The organism is Paludibacter sp. 221 (assembly GCF_010501035.1).
Classification (GTDB): Bacteria; Bacteroidota; Bacteroidia; order Bacteroidales; family Paludibacteraceae; genus QVMH01.
Genome location: NZ_QVMH01000052.1, coordinates 1 through 17,841, shown reverse-complemented (window position 1 = coordinate 17,841; position 17,841 = coordinate 1). Strand labels below are relative to the sequence as shown.

15 protein-coding genes are annotated in these 17,841 nt (G+C 40.9%); 10 read left to right on the top strand and 5 right to left on the bottom strand.

The features are described from left to right. Nucleotides 1-233 precede the first annotated feature (233 nt). Together D0T49_RS10965 and rpe are read right to left on the bottom strand one after the other, a co-directional pair. A complete protein-coding gene (locus D0T49_RS10965; RefSeq protein WP_163631339.1) occupies nucleotides 234-2,291 on the bottom strand; it encodes a ComEC/Rec2 family competence protein in 2,058 nt (685 codons plus the stop codon). A 17-nt stretch (nucleotides 2,292-2,308) separates the two neighbouring features. Then, entirely contained in the window at nucleotides 2,309-2,959 is a 651-nt protein-coding gene (gene rpe / locus D0T49_RS10960) for a ribulose-phosphate 3-epimerase (protein ID WP_163631337.1), read from the bottom strand. 233 nt (nucleotides 2,960-3,192) lie between these two features. On the opposite strand from rpe, the gene D0T49_RS10955 reads away from it, so the two are divergent. The 3 genes from D0T49_RS10955 to rplS all read left to right on the top strand — a co-directional run bounded on the left by D0T49_RS10955 (nucleotide 3,193) and on the right by rplS (nucleotide 5,697). Beyond that, entirely contained in the window at nucleotides 3,193-4,563 is a 1,371-nt protein-coding gene (locus D0T49_RS10955) for an MATE family efflux transporter (RefSeq protein WP_163631335.1), read from the top strand. Nucleotides 4,564-4,598: 35 nt separating this feature from the next. After that, entirely contained in the window at nucleotides 4,599-5,225 is a 627-nt protein-coding gene (locus tag D0T49_RS10950) for an AAA family ATPase (RefSeq protein ID WP_163631333.1), read from the top strand. A gap of 124 nt (nucleotides 5,226-5,349) precedes the next feature. Continuing rightward, entirely contained in the window at nucleotides 5,350-5,697 is a 348-nt protein-coding gene (gene rplS / locus D0T49_RS10945; RefSeq protein WP_163631331.1) for a 50S ribosomal protein L19, read from the top strand. 90 nt (nucleotides 5,698-5,787) lie between these two features. Here the strand turns inward: rplS and D0T49_RS10940 are convergent, their stop codons facing one another. Beyond that, a complete protein-coding gene (locus D0T49_RS10940; RefSeq protein ID WP_163631329.1) occupies nucleotides 5,788-6,234 on the bottom strand; it encodes a single-stranded DNA-binding protein in 447 nt (148 codons plus the stop codon). A 438-nt stretch (nucleotides 6,235-6,672) separates the two neighbouring features. Here D0T49_RS10940 and D0T49_RS10935 point away from each other — a divergent pair, with 438 nt between their 5' ends. Both D0T49_RS10935 and dnaJ read left to right on the top strand, forming a co-directional pair. Beyond that, complete coding sequence (locus D0T49_RS10935) at nucleotides 6,673-7,233, top strand: nucleotide exchange factor GrpE (protein WP_163631327.1); 561 nt, start codon at nucleotides 6,673-6,675, stop codon at nucleotides 7,231-7,233. A 147-nt stretch (nucleotides 7,234-7,380) separates the two neighbouring features. After that, on the top strand, nucleotides 7,381-8,535 hold the full coding sequence (dnaJ, locus tag D0T49_RS10930; RefSeq protein WP_163631325.1) for a molecular chaperone DnaJ: 1,155 nt from the start codon (nucleotides 7,381-7,383) through the stop codon (nucleotides 8,533-8,535). Nucleotides 8,536-8,602: 67 nt separating this feature from the next. Here dnaJ and D0T49_RS10925 read toward each other — a convergent pair whose 3' ends face one another. Continuing rightward, nucleotides 8,603-9,001, bottom strand: a complete 399-nt coding sequence (locus D0T49_RS10925; protein ID WP_163631323.1) for a DUF3276 family protein — start codon at nucleotides 8,999-9,001, stop codon at nucleotides 8,603-8,605. Nucleotides 9,002-9,481: 480 nt separating this feature from the next. Between D0T49_RS10925 and D0T49_RS10920 the strand changes: the two genes are divergently transcribed. From D0T49_RS10920 to queA, 5 genes are all read left to right on the top strand, one after another. Beyond that, on the top strand, nucleotides 9,482-10,366 hold the full coding sequence (locus D0T49_RS10920; RefSeq protein WP_239057059.1) for an ABC transporter permease: 885 nt from the start codon (nucleotides 9,482-9,484) through the stop codon (nucleotides 10,364-10,366). Between the two features lie 26 nt (nucleotides 10,367-10,392). Next, the gene (locus D0T49_RS10915; RefSeq protein ID WP_163631321.1) at nucleotides 10,393-10,629 is read left to right on the top strand and encodes a DUF3098 domain-containing protein; all 237 of its coding nucleotides are present in this window, start codon (nucleotides 10,393-10,395) and stop codon (nucleotides 10,627-10,629) included. Continuing rightward, nucleotides 10,626-11,432, top strand: coding sequence for an undecaprenyl-diphosphate phosphatase (locus tag D0T49_RS10910; RefSeq protein ID WP_163631319.1), 807 nt, complete (start codon nucleotides 10,626-10,628; stop codon nucleotides 11,430-11,432). Before D0T49_RS10915 ends, D0T49_RS10910 begins: the two co-directional genes overlap by 4 nt. A gap of 21 nt (nucleotides 11,433-11,453) precedes the next feature. After that, nucleotides 11,454-12,152, top strand: a complete 699-nt coding sequence (truB, locus tag D0T49_RS10905; RefSeq protein WP_163631317.1) for a tRNA pseudouridine(55) synthase TruB — start codon at nucleotides 11,454-11,456, stop codon at nucleotides 12,150-12,152. 134 nt (nucleotides 12,153-12,286) lie between these two features. Beyond that, nucleotides 12,287-13,336 (top strand): tRNA preQ1(34) S-adenosylmethionine ribosyltransferase-isomerase QueA, encoded by a 1,050-nt coding sequence (queA, locus tag D0T49_RS10900; RefSeq protein WP_163631315.1) that lies wholly within the window; start codon nucleotides 12,287-12,289, stop codon nucleotides 13,334-13,336. 100 nt (nucleotides 13,337-13,436) lie between these two features. Here queA and D0T49_RS10895 read toward each other — a convergent pair whose 3' ends face one another. Continuing rightward, the gene (locus tag D0T49_RS10895; RefSeq protein WP_163631313.1) at nucleotides 13,437-17,342 is read right to left on the bottom strand and encodes a discoidin domain-containing protein; all 3,906 of its coding nucleotides are present in this window, start codon (nucleotides 17,340-17,342) and stop codon (nucleotides 13,437-13,439) included. Nucleotides 17,343-17,841 lie beyond the last annotated feature (499 nt).

Genomic DNA, 17,841 nt, shown 5'->3' with positions numbered 1-17,841 from the left:
TGACAAACAAATTGTTTATTTGAAAAAATTGTTTTTTACAACAGTATCTTTTTCAGCTATAGGAAAAAGTAAAAGCCCGTCCGGCTTGAGGACAAAAGAATAAAAATGAGGATACGGTAACTCTCCCTAAATCCCTCTCTCAAAGAGAGGGACTTGAAGGCTGTAAAACGAAAGAACAATATCTGATGAATTTGGTGATTAAAATGTAATTTTGGTGCGGTTGCCCCATCAATTTACTCTAAAATAGCGATGTATGCGCCATCATATCGCGTAGAATGAAAATTTATATTTCGCTCCTCACACACTTTTTTCCATTGCTTTGTGTACGAATCAGTTACCGTTTTATCTACAATAACATTAAGTGGAATTACACATTCCAGCAGTTGTTCAGCACGGGGTCTGATTCCATTCCCAACAACCAGATAATCAACCTCGATAGGTTTTTCGGGCAGATAATTTCGGCTAAAGTCGTTCCTGAGAATTAAGAATCGCAACCCACCGAAGGCAACATAACCATCCAACCAAAACGCCTGCTGCTCAATCCTCTGCGGCATTTTTATCTTATTATTATTCCAATACGATGATGCAATTTTACATACCTCGTTATAATCGGTAGTATATACATAATTATTATTGCCATCAATAAAGTTCACGTGCGTATTCCGGTGGGCAGCATACACAATCACTTTTTTCGAGTATAATGTATTGCACCGCACATACAGGTTGATTGAAAAAACAAACAGCAGACAACTCAATGCGGTTATTATAGCATGATATTTTTTAGAACGGAAATAATACGCAAAAGAGAAAATAGCAAGAAACACCAAAAACACCTGTAAGCCGTTCAGCGACACATTTGAAACTGAAAAAGGCAAGTGATAAATAAAATCAACCGAGATATTCAACCCACTCAGCACCAGCTTCAGCAAATACGCTACAGAAGCTGATAAATACGGAATCCACGACACAGCAAATAACAAAACCGCAAGATACAGTATAATTGAAGCTGCCGGAATAGCTATCAAATTGGACAACAGAAAATAATTAGGAAACACCTGAAAATAATACAACGTAATAGGCAATGTGCCTATCTGAGCCGCAACCGACACCGCCATCAAATTCCACAACCACCCCAAAGGCCTGTTACGGATATTCAATAAGCCTGAAACCTTAGGCTGGAAGTATACGATACTCAACACTGCCGAATAGCTAAGCTGAAACCCTACATTGAACAACAAGTTCGGATTTAGCAGCAGCATCAGAAATGCCGACATGAATATAGTGTTATAAATGGAAGATTTCCGGCCTAACGCCGCCCCTACAGCCACAAAGGAGAACATCAGCGTAGCACGAAAAACCGATGGCGGCAACCCGGTAATAAAAGCGTACGACCATAAAAGGAGTAAAATAAGGACAGTCTTAATCAACCGTTGCCATTTGCCTTTATTCAGAAATCCAAGTAAAAAAGAGAAAACCACATAAACGATGCCTATATGCAAACCACTTACCGCTAAAATATGCATAACACCCGATGCGCTATAGCCGGTACGCAAATCGGCATCCAGTTCGTCGGTATATCCAAGCGTAAGAGCCGACAACACCGCAAATTCATCTCCCTCAAAACCAAACTTGCGGTAAACATCAAGCAAATAATCCCGGCATTTTTGCGCAAGCGTCATTACAGGGACACTTTGGCTCTCTCCTGTCTTTTTCCAATTTCCGGCAGTAACATAAGCCGTAGCCCCAACGCCTTTACGTTTCAGATATAGCGGATAATCGAATCCGTCAGGATTCCGAATCTCTTCGGGTTCCGAAAAAGTAGTACGGATAAACAAGCGGTCGCCGTACGACAAATTAGGAACAACAGCGTCCGGTTGAAAATAAACATAAGCCCTTCCTTTAGCCTGCGCGATAATATTCAAATCCGAATATTGCATTAACTCCACCTCACACAAATAAGAACGGGATTTTTTCACCGGAGTTTTCACTACTTCAACCAGAAAGCAGCCTTCTTCATCAAGATAGTCGAAGCTGTTTCTTTCTTCCTGAAATGTGCATAACGAATAAGCAAGGCTTACGAAAAACAAAAAGACCCCGAAACCAAACAGCCACCGCAATTTATATTGCAGCACGGGAGAGCGAAGCAAAAAAGAGAATAAAACAACAAGGATAGAAAGGGCAATGCTAATGCCCGTTACCCAAACAGGCAGTTTGATAAACCGATAGAGGATAACACCGGCAACAACAGGAATTAACAAACGGAAAAATGGAGTCCGTTGTAAAAAATCCATAAAATCATTTTCAGGAGTTATGCATTTATCAGGTCTCGTATAGCTTTAAGAGGATTTTCGGCATTAAAAACAGAACTTCCCGCCACAAGTACATTCGCGCCACAATCAAACAATCTGCCCGCGTTCGACGCATTGATTCCGCCATCCACTTCGATACGGCAAGCGGGATTCAAGCGGTCAACCATTTTTTTCAGTTCTTCCAACCGTTCGTAGCTTTCTTCAATAAACTTCTGACCACCATATCCTGCAAAAACACTCATCAAAAGCACTAAATCCACTTTTTCAATGTATTTCTCCAACACACTTACCGGGATATCAGGGTTTATCGTAATGCCCGGACTCATACCCTCTGCACGTATCTGTTCAATCACAGCATCGGGATTTTCGGCTGCTTCGTAATGAAAAGTAAGCGTAGAAGCTCCATATTCGGCAAAGCGTTTCACATATTTCTCAGGATGCACAATCATAATATGCACATCAAGCGGCTTAATACAATGCTTTTTGATAGCTTCCATCACCGGAAAGCCAAATGAAATATTCGGCACGAAAACTCCATCCATCACGTCAATATGCAGCCACTCGGCCTCACTCTTGTTTATCATATCACACATAACTTGCAAATTGCTGAAATCTGCTGCTAAAACCGATGGAGAAATTATTCGATGCATAACTTTATTTTGACTTTAGATGCAAACATACAAAAAATAGAATTTCCGAAAAAACATATCATTGCATTTTTTCGCGACAACATTATTATTCCGCATCTTATCAAAAAAAACAACTTAAGCAATCTTGTCATACTTGTTTAACTCTTTGAAGATATTTTAATAAAAACAAGGAGGTTACAACCGATTTGTTTTTTTAGTACTTTTGCACTCGAAAAATAGGTATAAAAAAGATTATGAGAACTAAAACTACGCCTACGGAGTTAGGCACCGAGAAAATCGGTAAATTACTGAAACAATACGCTATTCCCGCCATCATTGCGATGACTGCATCGTCGCTTTACAACATCACCGACAGTATTTTTATCGGGCATGGCGTGGGGCCTTTAGCACTTTCGGCATTAGCCATATGCTTCCCGCTGATGAACCTTGCGGCTGCTTTCGGCTCATTGGTAGGTGCAGGTGGAGCAACGCTTTTGTCCATCCGCCTCGGACAAAAGGATTATGAAACCGGAAACATCATTTTAGGCAACGTACTGGTGCTTAACCTTGTGATAGGCGTTGCCTTTTCTGTTGCTATATTACTATTCTTAGACCCTATCCTCTACTTTTTCGGGGCAAGCCCGGATACTCTGCCACATGCCCGCGACTATATGCGAATACTGCTGTATGGCAACGTATTTACACACATGTACATGGGGCTGAATACGCTGCTACGCTCGGCCGGCAATCCTGAAAAATCAATGTACGCTACCATTGCCACCGTTATTATAAATGCCGGACTGAACGCAATATTCATTTTCGGGTTTGGCTGGGGCATTAGCGGAGCCGCCTATGCTACAATAATAGCTCAAATGATAGTACTCGCATGGCAGTTTAAGTTTTTCAGCAACAAAAACTACTTCATCCATCTGAAGAAAGGGATATATAAACTTCGAAAAAAGATAGTTTTAGACATCCTGTCAATCGGCTCTGCTCCGTTTTTTATGAATGCAGCCGCATGTCTTGTCGTCATTATTATCAACCAAGCGCTTATCCGCACAGGAGGCGACTTGGCGGTAGGAGCATACGGCATTGTAAACCGGATAGCCTTCCTGTTCATTATGATAGTAATGGGGCTCAACCAAGGGATGCAGCCTATAGCCGGATACAATTTCGGGGCTAAGCAATACACACGAGTTACCGAAATATTAAAAAAAACCATATTATGGGCAACTGTCATTTTGGTTTTCGGATTCATTATAGTAGAATTATTCCCCCGTACAGTAGCCTCTATCTTTACAACGCACGAAGAGTTGGTAAACCTTGCCGCCAATGGGCTAAGGCTCATTTTCCTTGCATATCCTTTAGTAGGATTCCAGATGGTGACTTCCAACTTTTTTCAGAGCATAGGCATGGCAGGCAAAGCTATTTTTATGTCACTGAGCCGCCAGTTGATATTCCTGTTGCCCTGCTTACTTATTCTTCCCAATTTTTATGGCACAAACGGCGTATGGATTAGTTTCCCTATTGCCGACAGCATTGCCTTTTTAGTAGCATTGATAATGCTGACACACCAATTCAGGAGCTTTAAGAAAAAAGAAAAAGAAGCTATGCAAAACGATTAACAATTATTATTTTTATATTTGTAAAATATACATCAATGGATAAACACATTATAATAAACATAGGCAGGCAGTACGGAAGCGGTGGCCGCCTGATAGGCGAAAAACTTGCTAAAAAATTAGGATTCTCGTATTACGACAAGGAACTTATCAATATAGCATCGAAAGAAAGCGGATTGGGCAAGGAGTTTTTTGAAGAAGCCGACGAAAAAAAAGGACACGGGATTTTCAGCAACCTGCTGGGCATACGCTCCAATTTTTTCCCTGACGATTTCTCGTACAATTACCTCAGCAACGAAACCCTCTTTAAGATACAAAGCGACGTCATTCGCGAACTGGCATCACAAAAATCATGTATATTCGTAGGACGGTGCGCCGATTACATTCTGCGTGAACACCCTAACTGTATCAACATATTTATCACAGCCGACATTAAAGACCGTAAAAAAAGAATCTTGCAACGTATGAAAGACCTACCGGAAGATAAGGCGGAAGACATGCTCGAAAAAACAGATAAAAAACGCTCAAGCTACTACAATTATTACACAAACAAACTATGGGGAGTAGCCGGTTCGTACGATTTGTGTATCAATTCATCATTCATGGGTGTCGACCAAACAGTGGAGCTTATTTACAATACTGTAAAAGAAAGATTTAATATATAGGCCAAAGAATTTTGGAGAATAAAAAAAATAATGTACTTTTGCACTCCGATTCAGCATAATCTCTGACAGAATAAGTGAGGTCTGTGTATATTGTGCATATTATTTAATTAAAAACTGAATTACAATGGACTTTATTAAAATTGCAGAACAAGCGTTTCAGGTAGAAAATAACTTTCCTGCATTCAAAAGTGGCGATACTATCACAGTAGCTTATCGTATCAAAGAAGGTAACAAAGAACGTATTCAGGAATTCCGCGGCGATGTTATTAAAATAGCCGGACATGGAGACAAAAAACGTTTCACAGTACGTAAAATCTCGGGTAACATTGGCGTTGAGCGTATCTTCCCGATGGATTCTCCTTTTATCGAAAAAATCACTGTAAACAAATACGGAAAAGTACGTCGTGCTAAATTGTACTACTTACGTAACCTTACAGGTAAAAAAGCAAGAATCAAAGAAAGAAGGGTTTAACAAACCTTTTTATCGAAATAAAACAAGAAACGGAGTTCATTTTGAACTCCGTTTCTTGTTTTATCCTATTTTCAAACCTATCCGTTTCTCTTAAAAAGGAAGGTCATCATCAACCTGTGGAGCAGCCGACGTTGGCGTACTGCTTGGAGCTGCGGTAGACGGCGATGAAGCCGGAGCAGCAGTTGGCGGCTCCTCCTGACGGTCGCCCCGGCGACCCAACAGCTGTATGGTGTCAGCATAAATTTCAGTAGTATATCTTTTTATCCCATCTTTTTCCCACGAGCGGGTCTGAATTTTACCTTCAACATAAAGCTGAGTACCCTTACGGATATATTTCTCAGCCAAATCAGCCAATCCTCTCCACGCTACGATATTATGCCACTCGGTACGCTCAGGAACCTGAGTGCCGTTTTGCATAGTATAACCTCTTTCTGTTGTCGCTACTGTAAAATTTGCAACCGAAACGTTATTGTCCAAATAACGTACTTCGGGATCTCTCCCCACATTACCTACTAAAATAACCTTATTTATCGACATAAAATTTGTTTTTTTGAGTTTTAAAAAAATCTCTTAGTTTCGGGCATAAAAGTAAAGGTTTCTGTTAAAAAAGCAAAGAAAAAAAAGAAATTTTCATTTTTATTTCAAGTTCAACAATTTAAACCCAAGAGTACAGCCACCGAAACACGAATAATGATAAAAAACAATTTCGGTTTATTATACCCATCTGCTCAAAATGACATAAAACACATTCGTACCAAATGTACATTTTGTCTTAAAATGTCATAAACAACATTAATTTCTGCCAATATGCCACTAATGCCACTGCCAGAAACAAGCGCTCACCTATTTGGCAAAGTAATTGCTTACAAAGGGCAGTTTATGTTTAGCAAGCAATATAGGTATAAGCTCAACTAATTAAACATTTTTGATTATCAACCCGTTCTATTTGTTTACTAACCCCAAACAGTTTAAATTATGAAGAATAAGAAAGAAACGAATGACTTTATCAACGAGGAAGAAATTTTGAACGAAGATAATTTCGCAGAAGAAATAAAAGAATCGGCAGAAGCAGAACAAGCCGTAAGCGATAGCATTGACGAACTGAAAAGTAAAGTCGATGACCTAAATGACAAAAACCTGCGCCTGATGGCCGAGTTTGACAATTACCGGAAAAGGTCGCTAAAAGAACGTTCTGAACTAATTAAAACAGCAGGCGAAAGCATTTTGGTAAGCATGCTACCGTTGGTCGACGATTTTGAACGCGCGCTCAAAGCAATGGAAACATCAACCGACGTTGATGCCGTAAAAGAAGGAGTTGAACTGATTTATGAAAAATTCGTTTCGTTCCTGTCGCAAAACGGGGTGAAAGAAATCCCTACAGAAAATGAGCCTTTTGATATGGACGTACACGAAGCTGTAACCACCTTTCCTGCTCCAAGCGACGATATGAAAGGAAAAATCATGGACTGTGTATCCAAAGGCTATACCCTGAACGACAAAGTAATACGCTACCCTAAAGTAGTAGTTTGCGAATAATACCAAGCACATTCTGCGAAAGAATGTTTTCTTTTCACACATAGCAATTTCACCCTTTTTGCAAGGGAATAAATAAGAGCACAATTTACATACGAAGAATAAAACTAAAAGGTTTATTTTGAACCTTGAGTTTTGGGAGATCAGACAATGTCAAAAAGAGATTATTACGAAGTACTGGAGGTTACAAAAACCGCCTCTTTCGAGGAAATAAAAAAAGCGTACCGGAAAAAAGCCATCCAGCATCACCCCGACAAAAATCCCGGTGATAAAGAGGCCGAAGAAAAGTTCAAGGAAGCCGCTGAGGCTTACGAAGTGCTGAGCGACCAACAAAAACGACAACGCTACGACCAGTTCGGGCACGCAGGAGTAGGAGGTGCAGCCAGCGGAGGAGGATTTGGCGGAGGTATGACTATGGAAGACATATTCTCCCATTTTGGTGATATTTTCGGAGACATTGGCGGATTCGGAGGGTTTGGTGGATTTGGCGGCTCACGCAGCAGAGGCCCACGCGTAAGAAAAGGCTCCGACCTTCGGGTAAAAGTAAAACTCACATTGGCAGAAGTAGCCAAAGGCGTTGAGAAAAAAATCAAGGTGAAAAAATACGTTCCTTGCGAGGAATGTTCAGGCTCAGGAGCCGCAAAAGACTCAAAGCCCATAACATGCGATACCTGTAAAGGAAACGGACGTGTAACAAGAGTACAGCAAACCATACTGGGAGCTATGCAAACCACCTCCGAATGTCCAACCTGCGGTGGCGACGGCACTGTGATAAAAGACAAGTGCCCGCACTGTAATGGCGACGGCATTACTAAAGGCGAGGAGGTAATCACAATAAATATCCCTGCGGGCGTAATGGAGGGAATGCAACTTAGCGTAAGCGGAAAAGGGAATGCAGCCAGACGAGGCGGGGTAAACGGAGACTTGCTGGTATTAATAGAAGAAGAACCACATCCGGAGTTAATCAGGGATGGGAACGATTTGGTTTACAATCTGCTACTTTCGGTACCCACAGCCACATTAGGCGACTCTATCGAAGTGCCTACTGTAGATGGCAAGGTAAAAGTAACTATCGCCCCCGGCACACAACCGGGCAAAGTACTGCGCCTGAGAGGAAAAGGATTGCCCAGCGTAAATCACTACGGCACAGGCGACCTCTTAGTTAACATAGGCGTTTATATCCCCGAACATTTAAGCAAGGAAGAAAAAAGCATGATGGAAAAGCTGGCCGAATCGGATAATATAAAACCAAATTCGTCGGCATCGAAAAACTTTTTCTCACGCATACGAAATATGTTTGAATAAGGCAAAAACAAAAAAAGACCATTTTCAATATAGAAGATGGTCTTTCTTATTTTCTTAAATGTCAAAACTATTGTTTTTTGAATTTATCAAAAAAGCCCCTGCTTGTTTTCTCCTCTACAGGCGATTCTTCTTCCTCAAATTCATCTTCCACCGAGAAATCGTCATCCTCTTGTGAAACTCCGGCATTTCCCCGTTTAATATAGCCGATAACATCTTCTAAGCCATCAATAAATTTATCAAAGTCCTCTTTGTATAAAAATATCTTATGCTTCTCATAAGTAACCTGCATGTTTTCATCCGCCCCAGAAACCCTTTTTTTACTTTCTGTAATTGCAACGAACAAATCATCATTTCTACTCTTTTTCACATCTAAATAATAGATTCTTTTTCCGGCTTTTATCGCCTTCGAGTAAATAATGTCATTTTCTCTTTTTTCAACTTCGTTTTTTGTCTTTTCTATTTCCATAATGAATATTGATTGGTGAACTACTTGGTTATGATATGGTTGTGTTTACATAACGCCAAAGCTCTGTATGACCAAAGGTCTGTATTTTTTTTCAAAAAATCAAATTTATTGCTTCTTTTTTGAATATTTGTTAAAACCAATTAACTTTTTTATCATTTTCACCATCGATGGCTTTTTCACCTTGCCACATGGCTAAGAAATTGTTTTGAATTTTTTCACAGGTCATTTTTTGGGAATTTTAACCGCTATCTTAGTACGTATTGCAAAAAAATAATGTACTTTTGTTCGATTTTTCGGGTAGTTTGCTCTTTTACGAACATTTCAGAACAAGAACAAGCTATCTCTATCGGTGCTATTCTGCATAAAACTTTTTTTTCAGTACTTACCCTATTTACTGATTCTTTTTATGATTAGATTAAATCTGAGCAGAATAATTGAGTTAAAATAAAAAAGTTAATTAAAAATTATTGCTCGAAAAATATGTCGAAAAAGAATAGAGCTAAAAAACAAAAACAAAGTTTTTGGAATATGCATCTTACCTCCACCATCAGTATATCGCTGGTGTTGTTCCTGATTGGCTTAATGTGCCTGATTCTTTTCACCGCGCATGAGATGAGCACTCATGTGAAAGAAAACATAAACATATCCGTCATACTGGAAGATAACATTAAGGATGATTACGTAAAAAGAATCGAACGCTATCTGCAAGCAGCACCCTATACAAAATCGGTGGAGTATGTCTCGAAAGAATCGGCACTCGAAGACTTGGTTTCATCATTAGGAGAAGACCCTCAGAGCTTTCTTGGATACAACCCACTCTTAGCCTCATTCGAGGTTAAACTGAATGCACCCTATGCAAACAACGACAGTCTTGCCCTTATCGAGTCAAAACTCAAAACCTTTGACCATGTAAGCCGCATTATTTACCAAAAAGACGTTATAGCCTTGGTAAACAACAATATCCACAAAATCAGCATAATTATACTTGGGTTGGTACTGGTGTTGCTACTTATTTCAATAGCCCTTATAAACAATACAATCCGTCTGGCTATTTACTCCAATCGTTTCTTAATCAACACGATGAAGCTGGTCGGAGCCAAATCATGGTTTATCCGCAAACCCTACGTAAAACGCAGCATGCGAAACGGACTGATAGCGGCATTGCTTGCAATCATATATATAGGTTTATTGCTTTACTATGCCCGTTATGAGTTCGGACTCGACGAAATGGTAATTTCCGTTCAGACATCAGGGCTGGTTTGTGGGGCTATAATCCTTACAGGAATAATCCTTACAGGAATTTCATCCTACTTTGCCGTAGGGCGCTACGTAAGGATGAGCACCAACGATATGTATTTTGTATAAAAAAAATTCAGAGAATACTTTATTTTATGGAAAAAAACAGATATTTCAATTTAGACAAAAAAAACCTTATCCTGATAGGCGTTGCCTTTCTCATCATTGTATTCGGTTTTTTGTTAATGATCGGAGCTCCGACCGAGGTCGAATTCAACCCTGATATATTCAGCACACGCCGTATTGTAATAGGTCCAATGATTTCTTTTTTTGGATTTTTATTTATGGTATTTGCCATTTTATACAAACCCAAAAAAGCGGATAAAGAATGAATTGGTTAGAAGCGTTATTATTAGGAATACTTCAAGGGTTAACCGAATTTTTACCCGTAAGCAGTAGCGGACACCTCACTATTGCGCAGGAACTTTTAAACCTGAATACAACGGCTGCCGACAATTTACAATTCATAGTTGTAGTACATGCCGCAACAGTTTTAAGTACCATCGTTATTCTTTGGAAAGAAATTTCATTCCTGTTCAAAGGAACCTTTTGTACAAAGGTTTGGAACGATGAAAAATCGTACGTACTGAAAATAATTATCTCGATGATTCCCGTTTTCATTGTCGGGGTTTTCTTCAAAGACCAAGTCGAAGCATTATTCGGGCAAGGAATACTATTGGTAGGTTGCTGCCTGCTGGTTACAGCCTTACTGCTTACTTTCGCCTATTATGCCAAACCAAGACAAAAAGAAAACATCTCATACCGTGATGCCTTTATCATAGGGCTGTCGCAGGCAGTTGCCGTTTTGCCCGGCTTATCGCGTTCGGGAACAACCATTGCCACAGGCTTATTATTGGGCAATAAAAAAGAAAAAGTAGCACAATTCTCGTTCCTGATGGTATTAGTTCCGATATTGGGCGAAACCCTCTTGGATGTTATAAAAATGATAAAAGAGCCCGTAGTCACAATGGGTGTAGGAGTATTCCCGTTAGTTATAGGTTTTTTGGGAGCTTTCGCGGCAGGGTGTTTTGCATGCAAGTTTATGATTAACTTAGTAAAACGAGGAAAACTAATCTACTTTGCCATCTATTGCGCTATAATTGGTATCATATCTATTGTTTACGCAGTAGTATAAAAAGAGGGGCAGAAATTGAGAATGGATTTTATTGAAGGAGAGGTACTATATGTAGACAAACCACTGGAATGGACGTCATTCAAAGTGGTAAACCGGATAAGAGGAAAAATTCAGAAAGCATTCAACATAAAAAAATTGAAAGTTGGACATGCCGGTACGCTCGACCCCTTGGCAACAGGGGTAATGATTCTTTGCACCGGAAAAGCCACTAAAAAAATAGAAAGTTTCCAGTATCAGACCAAAGAGTATGTAGCGACACTGAAACTTGGAGCTACAACGCCTTCGTTTGATATGGAACACGAGGAAGATGCCACTTTCCCGACCAATCATATAACGAGGGAACTGATTGATACGGTAATACCTCGTTTTACAGGCGAAATATGGCAAGTGCCACCTGTGTATTCAGCCGTTAAGGTAGACGGAAAAAGAGCATATAATTATGCCCGCGAGGGGCAAGACGTAGAACTCAAACCGAAACTACTGGTAATTGACGAAATCGAAGTGTTGGATTTCTCGTTGCCCGTACTGAAAATAAGAGTTGTTTGCAGCAAAGGAACATACATTCGTGCTTTGGCACGCGACATAGGAAAGGCACTAAATAGCGGAGCCTACCTCACAGCACTTGCGAGGACGCGCATAGGCGAAAAACACCTGAACGAATGCTGGCAGGTAAACGATTTGATGGATTTTTTGGACAAGGAAGCAGAAAAAAGCAAGTAGGGAAAAGGAAAAAGTATTTTTATTCTCTTAAAAACCAAAAAAATATATATCATTCATTGAATGTTTAATTTTATACTTTAAACTTTTACCTTTAACCTTTCTCCTTTATATTAAAATATTAATTTAAGCAAAATATGAAACTATCTCAGTTTAAATTTAAGTTACCGGAAGAGTTGATTGCACAACATCCGGCTCCTCATCGCGACGAATCGCGTTTAATGGTGGTAAACAGAAAGACTGGTGAAATAGAACATCGGATATTCAAAGACATCATCGAGTATTTTGATGAAAGTGACTTATTCATAATGAATAACACAAAAGTGTTCCCCGCACGCCTGTATGGAAACAAGGAAAAAACCGGAGCGCAAATCGAAGTATTTTTGCTTAGGGAACTAAACCGCGAAATGCACCTGTGGGATGTATTGGTAGAGCCTGCACGCAAAATAAGGATAGGTAACAAGCTCTATTTCGGGGCACACCATTCGGTTGTGGCAGAGGTAATTGACAATACTACATCGCGCGGACGTACACTGCGTTTCTTATACGATGGCACGTACGAAAACTTCAAACGAAACCTGTTTGTTTTAGGAGAAACACCCCTCCCGCGCACAATAACCCGTCCACCCGAACCGGAAGACGAAGAAAGGTTTCAAACAATTTTTGCTGAACATGAAGGTGCAGTATCAGCACCGGGAGCAGGCTTGCACTTCAGCCGCGAACTGATGAAAAGAATGGAGATAAAAGGAATTGACACCACTTTTATCACATCGCACATGAGTTTGGGTAATTTCCGTGAAATTGATGTAGAGGATTTAACCAAGCACAAAATGGATTCGGAACAAATGGTTATCACGCCCGAAGTTGCCGAACTGGTTAACAAGAAACAAGCCGAACACCGCCGTATATGCGCAGTAGGCGTAACCGTAATGCGTGCATTGGAAACTGTAGCCGGCACCGAAGGAAGAATAAAAGCATACGAGGGTTGGACAAATAAATTCATTTTCCCTCCTTACGATTTTACAATCGCAAATGCGATGATAACCAATTTCCACCTGCCCTACTCCACCCTGCTTATGATGACGACCGCATTTGGCGACTACGACCATATCATGAATGCTTACGAAGTAGCTATAAAAGAAGGCTACAGATTCGGAGTATACGGCGACGCTATGTTAATCATTTAATCCATAAGATACAACTAACAAAGCAGTTAGTTAGTCCCTACAAAAACCCCTCGAAGGATGTTTCCTTCGAGGGGTTTTTATGTGAGTCAAAGCTCTCAAATTATTCCTTCAATAATTTTTTCACCATTCCGCCTACCTTAACAAAGTACAATCCTTGTGGCAAATGGCTAAGGTCTATCAGTTCATCCTTTTCCACGTCAAACTCAGATACCGACACACCCGACACATCCAGTATAGCAACATGCTCTTTGCCAACAATGCCATCTATATAAATATAATCTTTAGCCGGATTAGGATAAATCATTATCAAATCGTCCGAATGTAGGTCTAAACCATTACCGGTTTTTATAGAGAAGTAACCATTTACAAACTTAATCTGATAATTAGTAGAAGTTACTCCCGAAGGAACAATCAGGTAACGCCGTCCTGTCACCTCGCCTGCCGAGCGTTTCAATACAAGTTTTCCACCTAACACACTTTCATCCTCACCATTTACAAACCCCTCGTAAGTAGCCTCAAATTCAGGGTCTTCTTCTCCGGCATACTTAAACATATCTTTTGCCTTAACCGTCAGAGGGGCAGCAACTACCTCTACCGTTACCTTTTTCGTACCGGAATACGGCTCTTTTGCCTCAAGTGTGATTGTCAACTTGTCGCCCGGTTTCGATACTCCGCTTGCAGGAGTAAATTTAAGACTATAGTCCACACCTTCGTTCAAATTGATGCTTTTATACACCACATTCACCGACGGAAGAAAATCAACCCCCTTGTAAGCCATATCGGAGATAGTTAGCTTTGCATCCTCAATATCTTTCTCAGGCGAATGGTCGTGTAGCAGCAGCAACTCGCCTACAGATGTATATCTCTGACCTTTAACCTCCGACAATGCTACCAGTTTCACATACTGCCCATACACCACATCTTCAAAATAAACAATCTCTTCAAGCTGGCTATCAGTCCATGTACCCTTAGCTACAGGTTTTTCCGGCCATTGCTTACCATCATGGCTTGTATATATTTCGTACTTGGCAATCCGTCCGTTGCTTCCAATCTGGCGTGGCACATAAATCAGGCCACTCAATTCGTAAACCGAATCCACTTTAAGCACAATATTATGAGGATGCGTATCGGTACTCACCGACCAGTTGGTATGCCAGTAAGTAGACTCATCCCCATCAATAACATTCACAGCAGCTTCGCTTTTGTTCGGATATTCGCTATCAAACGAATCTACTGTCAGGCGGGTTCGCGGTATCACCTGATATTTTTTGTTATACCTTACCACATCAAAGCCCGCTGAAGCACTTCTGTAATTTCCCGACCCGGTAAACTCTACTGCAATACGATAATCCTTACCCAACTCACAATCCGAAGGGATATAGGTAATGAACTTACCCGTCTGAAGGCTTTCGCTTCCCAGTTTTCGGTCAATCCCATGACCCACCAAAAATATATCAGCCGAACCTTCCATGCCCGAAGTCCACCTTACAGTAACCTGTTCGCCCGGACGGTAATACGCACGGCTCAACGATACATCGCAGGCAGGTACTTTTTCGGATTGCTCGCCAAGAACCAGTATTTCAGCCGCAGAGGTAAACCCCTTGTCGCCAACCGAAGAAAGCGATTTCAACTTTACATACTGTGCCTCAGGGCAAGTTGGGAATATTGCTGTTTTTTCGGCCACCTCCGAATCCCACGTACCCGATGTTATTGCCGTACCCCACGCCTGCCCGTCGGTGCTTGTATAAATCTCATATTGAGTTATTTTGCCATTATCGCCCGTCTGTCTCGGAAGATAAATAAGCCCTGCCACGTTAAGAGGCGATTTCAATTTCAAAACAATTTCGTGTGGCTGCGACGCTTCGGTCGGAGTCCATTGAGTGTGCCATATCGACTCCGGATTGCCATCAATTGCATTTGTGGCCGCATTTGTAGCACCGCTTTGCTCGCTGTCTACCGAATGAATACTCAAGTCGGTACGCGGTATTACATAGTAAGACGGATGTTGAGAGCTAACATCGAATGAGTCGGACATGCTGCATATCAAACAGTTCATATAAGTAAACTCCGCCATTACCCAACATGGGGTATCAGGTATCAGGTTTACCGGAATAACCGCTGTCAATTGCTTATCGCTCAATTTCTTTTTACCCAAAGGGTATTTATTGCCTGTATCCGAAACCAAGAAAAACTCAATTTCCGGATCCGTATCCACATTTGCTTTAAAATTAATTGTAATCTGCTCACCCACCATATAAGCCTTCCGGCTCAAAGCCATAGTACATTTTTTTTCGGCAGCATAACGGGATACTACCCTTACATCCGACGATGGCATGATAAGTTTTGCAGATGTAACCGACATATCACGTATTTCGGCCGAACCCTGAAGAAAATCCCAACGATGAAAAACAGAATCCCTATGTATATAGCAGGGAGTAATGACAACCTCCTCGCCGGGAGCATAAAAACCACCGCCAATACCGTTATCCACTGTCAAGGTATATTTCTCTTTAAGCCCATCGGGATCCAGTTTCTTAATAGCAGCCTTTACGTTAGGCAGCCTTGGCACTGTAGTTCCCCAGTCTGCACCTCCTGCAGTTCCGGTATCGTAAAGCAAATCCCTCATTTCTTTCGGCGAAAGTACACGCCCCAGTTTGTTTTTAGCATAGGACTGCACCGCAACCGCTGCCGAAGCAACGATAGGAGTAGAAGAACTTGTTCCCGAAAACATATGTGTATAAGTAGCCAAATCCCCGTTTTTATACAAAACACCATAGCCCGTTGTAACAACAGTCAGGTTACCAATACCACAGAGTTTAACCATTGAGCCATAAGTAGAAAAATCGCAACGGTTGCGTGCCGACATGGTAGCCGCACCCACAACAATAGAGCCATTATCGCCACGGCTACGGTATTCGGCATGTAAAGTCCCATCCAGATTCACATTACCATTGCCTGCTGCCGCTACCACTATTATCCCTGCCTCGGTAGCACCTTTAGTCAAATCCCAAACCGTTTTTGTATAATCGGCAGGGACATAACGGTCTTTACCTGGCTCCGGACTACCGGTTTGCATCTCGTACACCATCACATCGCCCGGCTTGAGCACTTCCAATGCCATAGCAATAGCCTTCTCCCTGCCTTTAGGTATTTCCGAAAATCCATAAAAAGCATCGGCACCATGCACCGCACCGGTAACACCAAATCCGTTTTTTGCGGCATACATCTCTCCCATCACAGCAAGACCATGATCATCTTGTTCATGGTTTGTGGTGGTAAACCCGTCGATAACGTTTTGCCCGAAAAAATCCTCATGTTCGTACACCCAGCCCCACTCAATATCAGCAATAGTCACACCCTGACCTGTAATACCCTGACTCCATGCATAATCAACATAAATACCATGAATATCATTCTTCTTATATCCAAAAAGATAAGATTGCCGCCCCTCAAAATTAGGAGTAGCCGAAGGTGAAACTACAGCAGAAGGAGGTACTGCCGAAGCAGAAAGAACACTCTCGGCAAGTGCAGGAGCAGATACAGCTCCCGGAGGGGGTGGAGGCGTTACAGGCGAAATCTCGCAATACTCTACCACATCATATTTCTCCAGTTCGTTGGCCAAAGCAAGCAGTTCGTACTTATCCACATCTTCCGCACCCTGCATCTGCAACAAACCGGCAAACTCTGTCTTATTAAAATTGTTATTTACAGAACGTATTTTTTTTCCCGAACGTAAAAGGGTACGCTCTTTTTTATCAAACTCAAACAACTGGGCAAATTCATATTCATTCAGCCTCGTCAGCACATCATCCAATCCGGCCGATTGCAATTTGCTAAAAGACCGGACTTTAGAATCATCAACATCAATAACAGCCTCCGGACGTATTTTTATAAAAAAACGGTATTTATCTTCACCGTCTACCAAATAATTTTGTCCCTTCAGGTTCTGACCCCACATAGGCAAAGCCAATAAACCAAGCAACAGGAATAAAAACAATTTTTTCATTACTAATAAGGTATTAATTTAAGATTTACATTAATCGTGCCTTTGAGCCTGTTCAAATTATTCGCGAAAAAACAGCCATAATTCATCCCGCGAGCAAAACCCAAACACCCAATCCTTTGCATCAACGGCACACTCTTTTACAAAGATACAATTATTTTAAATAACTCTCCCCGAAGGAGCTGCCCCAAAGTAAAATAATCAATTTTGCCACTATCAAATTATTACCTCCCGAAACAAGGCAATAAGGTTATTACTGGCTGACTGTATCAGTTACTAAGGTTATTGACTGTAAATAAGGCTTTTATCAAGCACTTTATTGAAAAACCTTAGTAATTACACAAAGTAAGAGTAAACCAACCTTATTACCTTATTTTATATTAGAGATTATATTCAATAAAAAGTTACAGGTTTAATTATCAGTTCTTCATATTGATTGATGTATTGAAATTCAAATATATGCACTCCGTTAGGAGTGGAAGTTTGGTAAAATACTATCTTT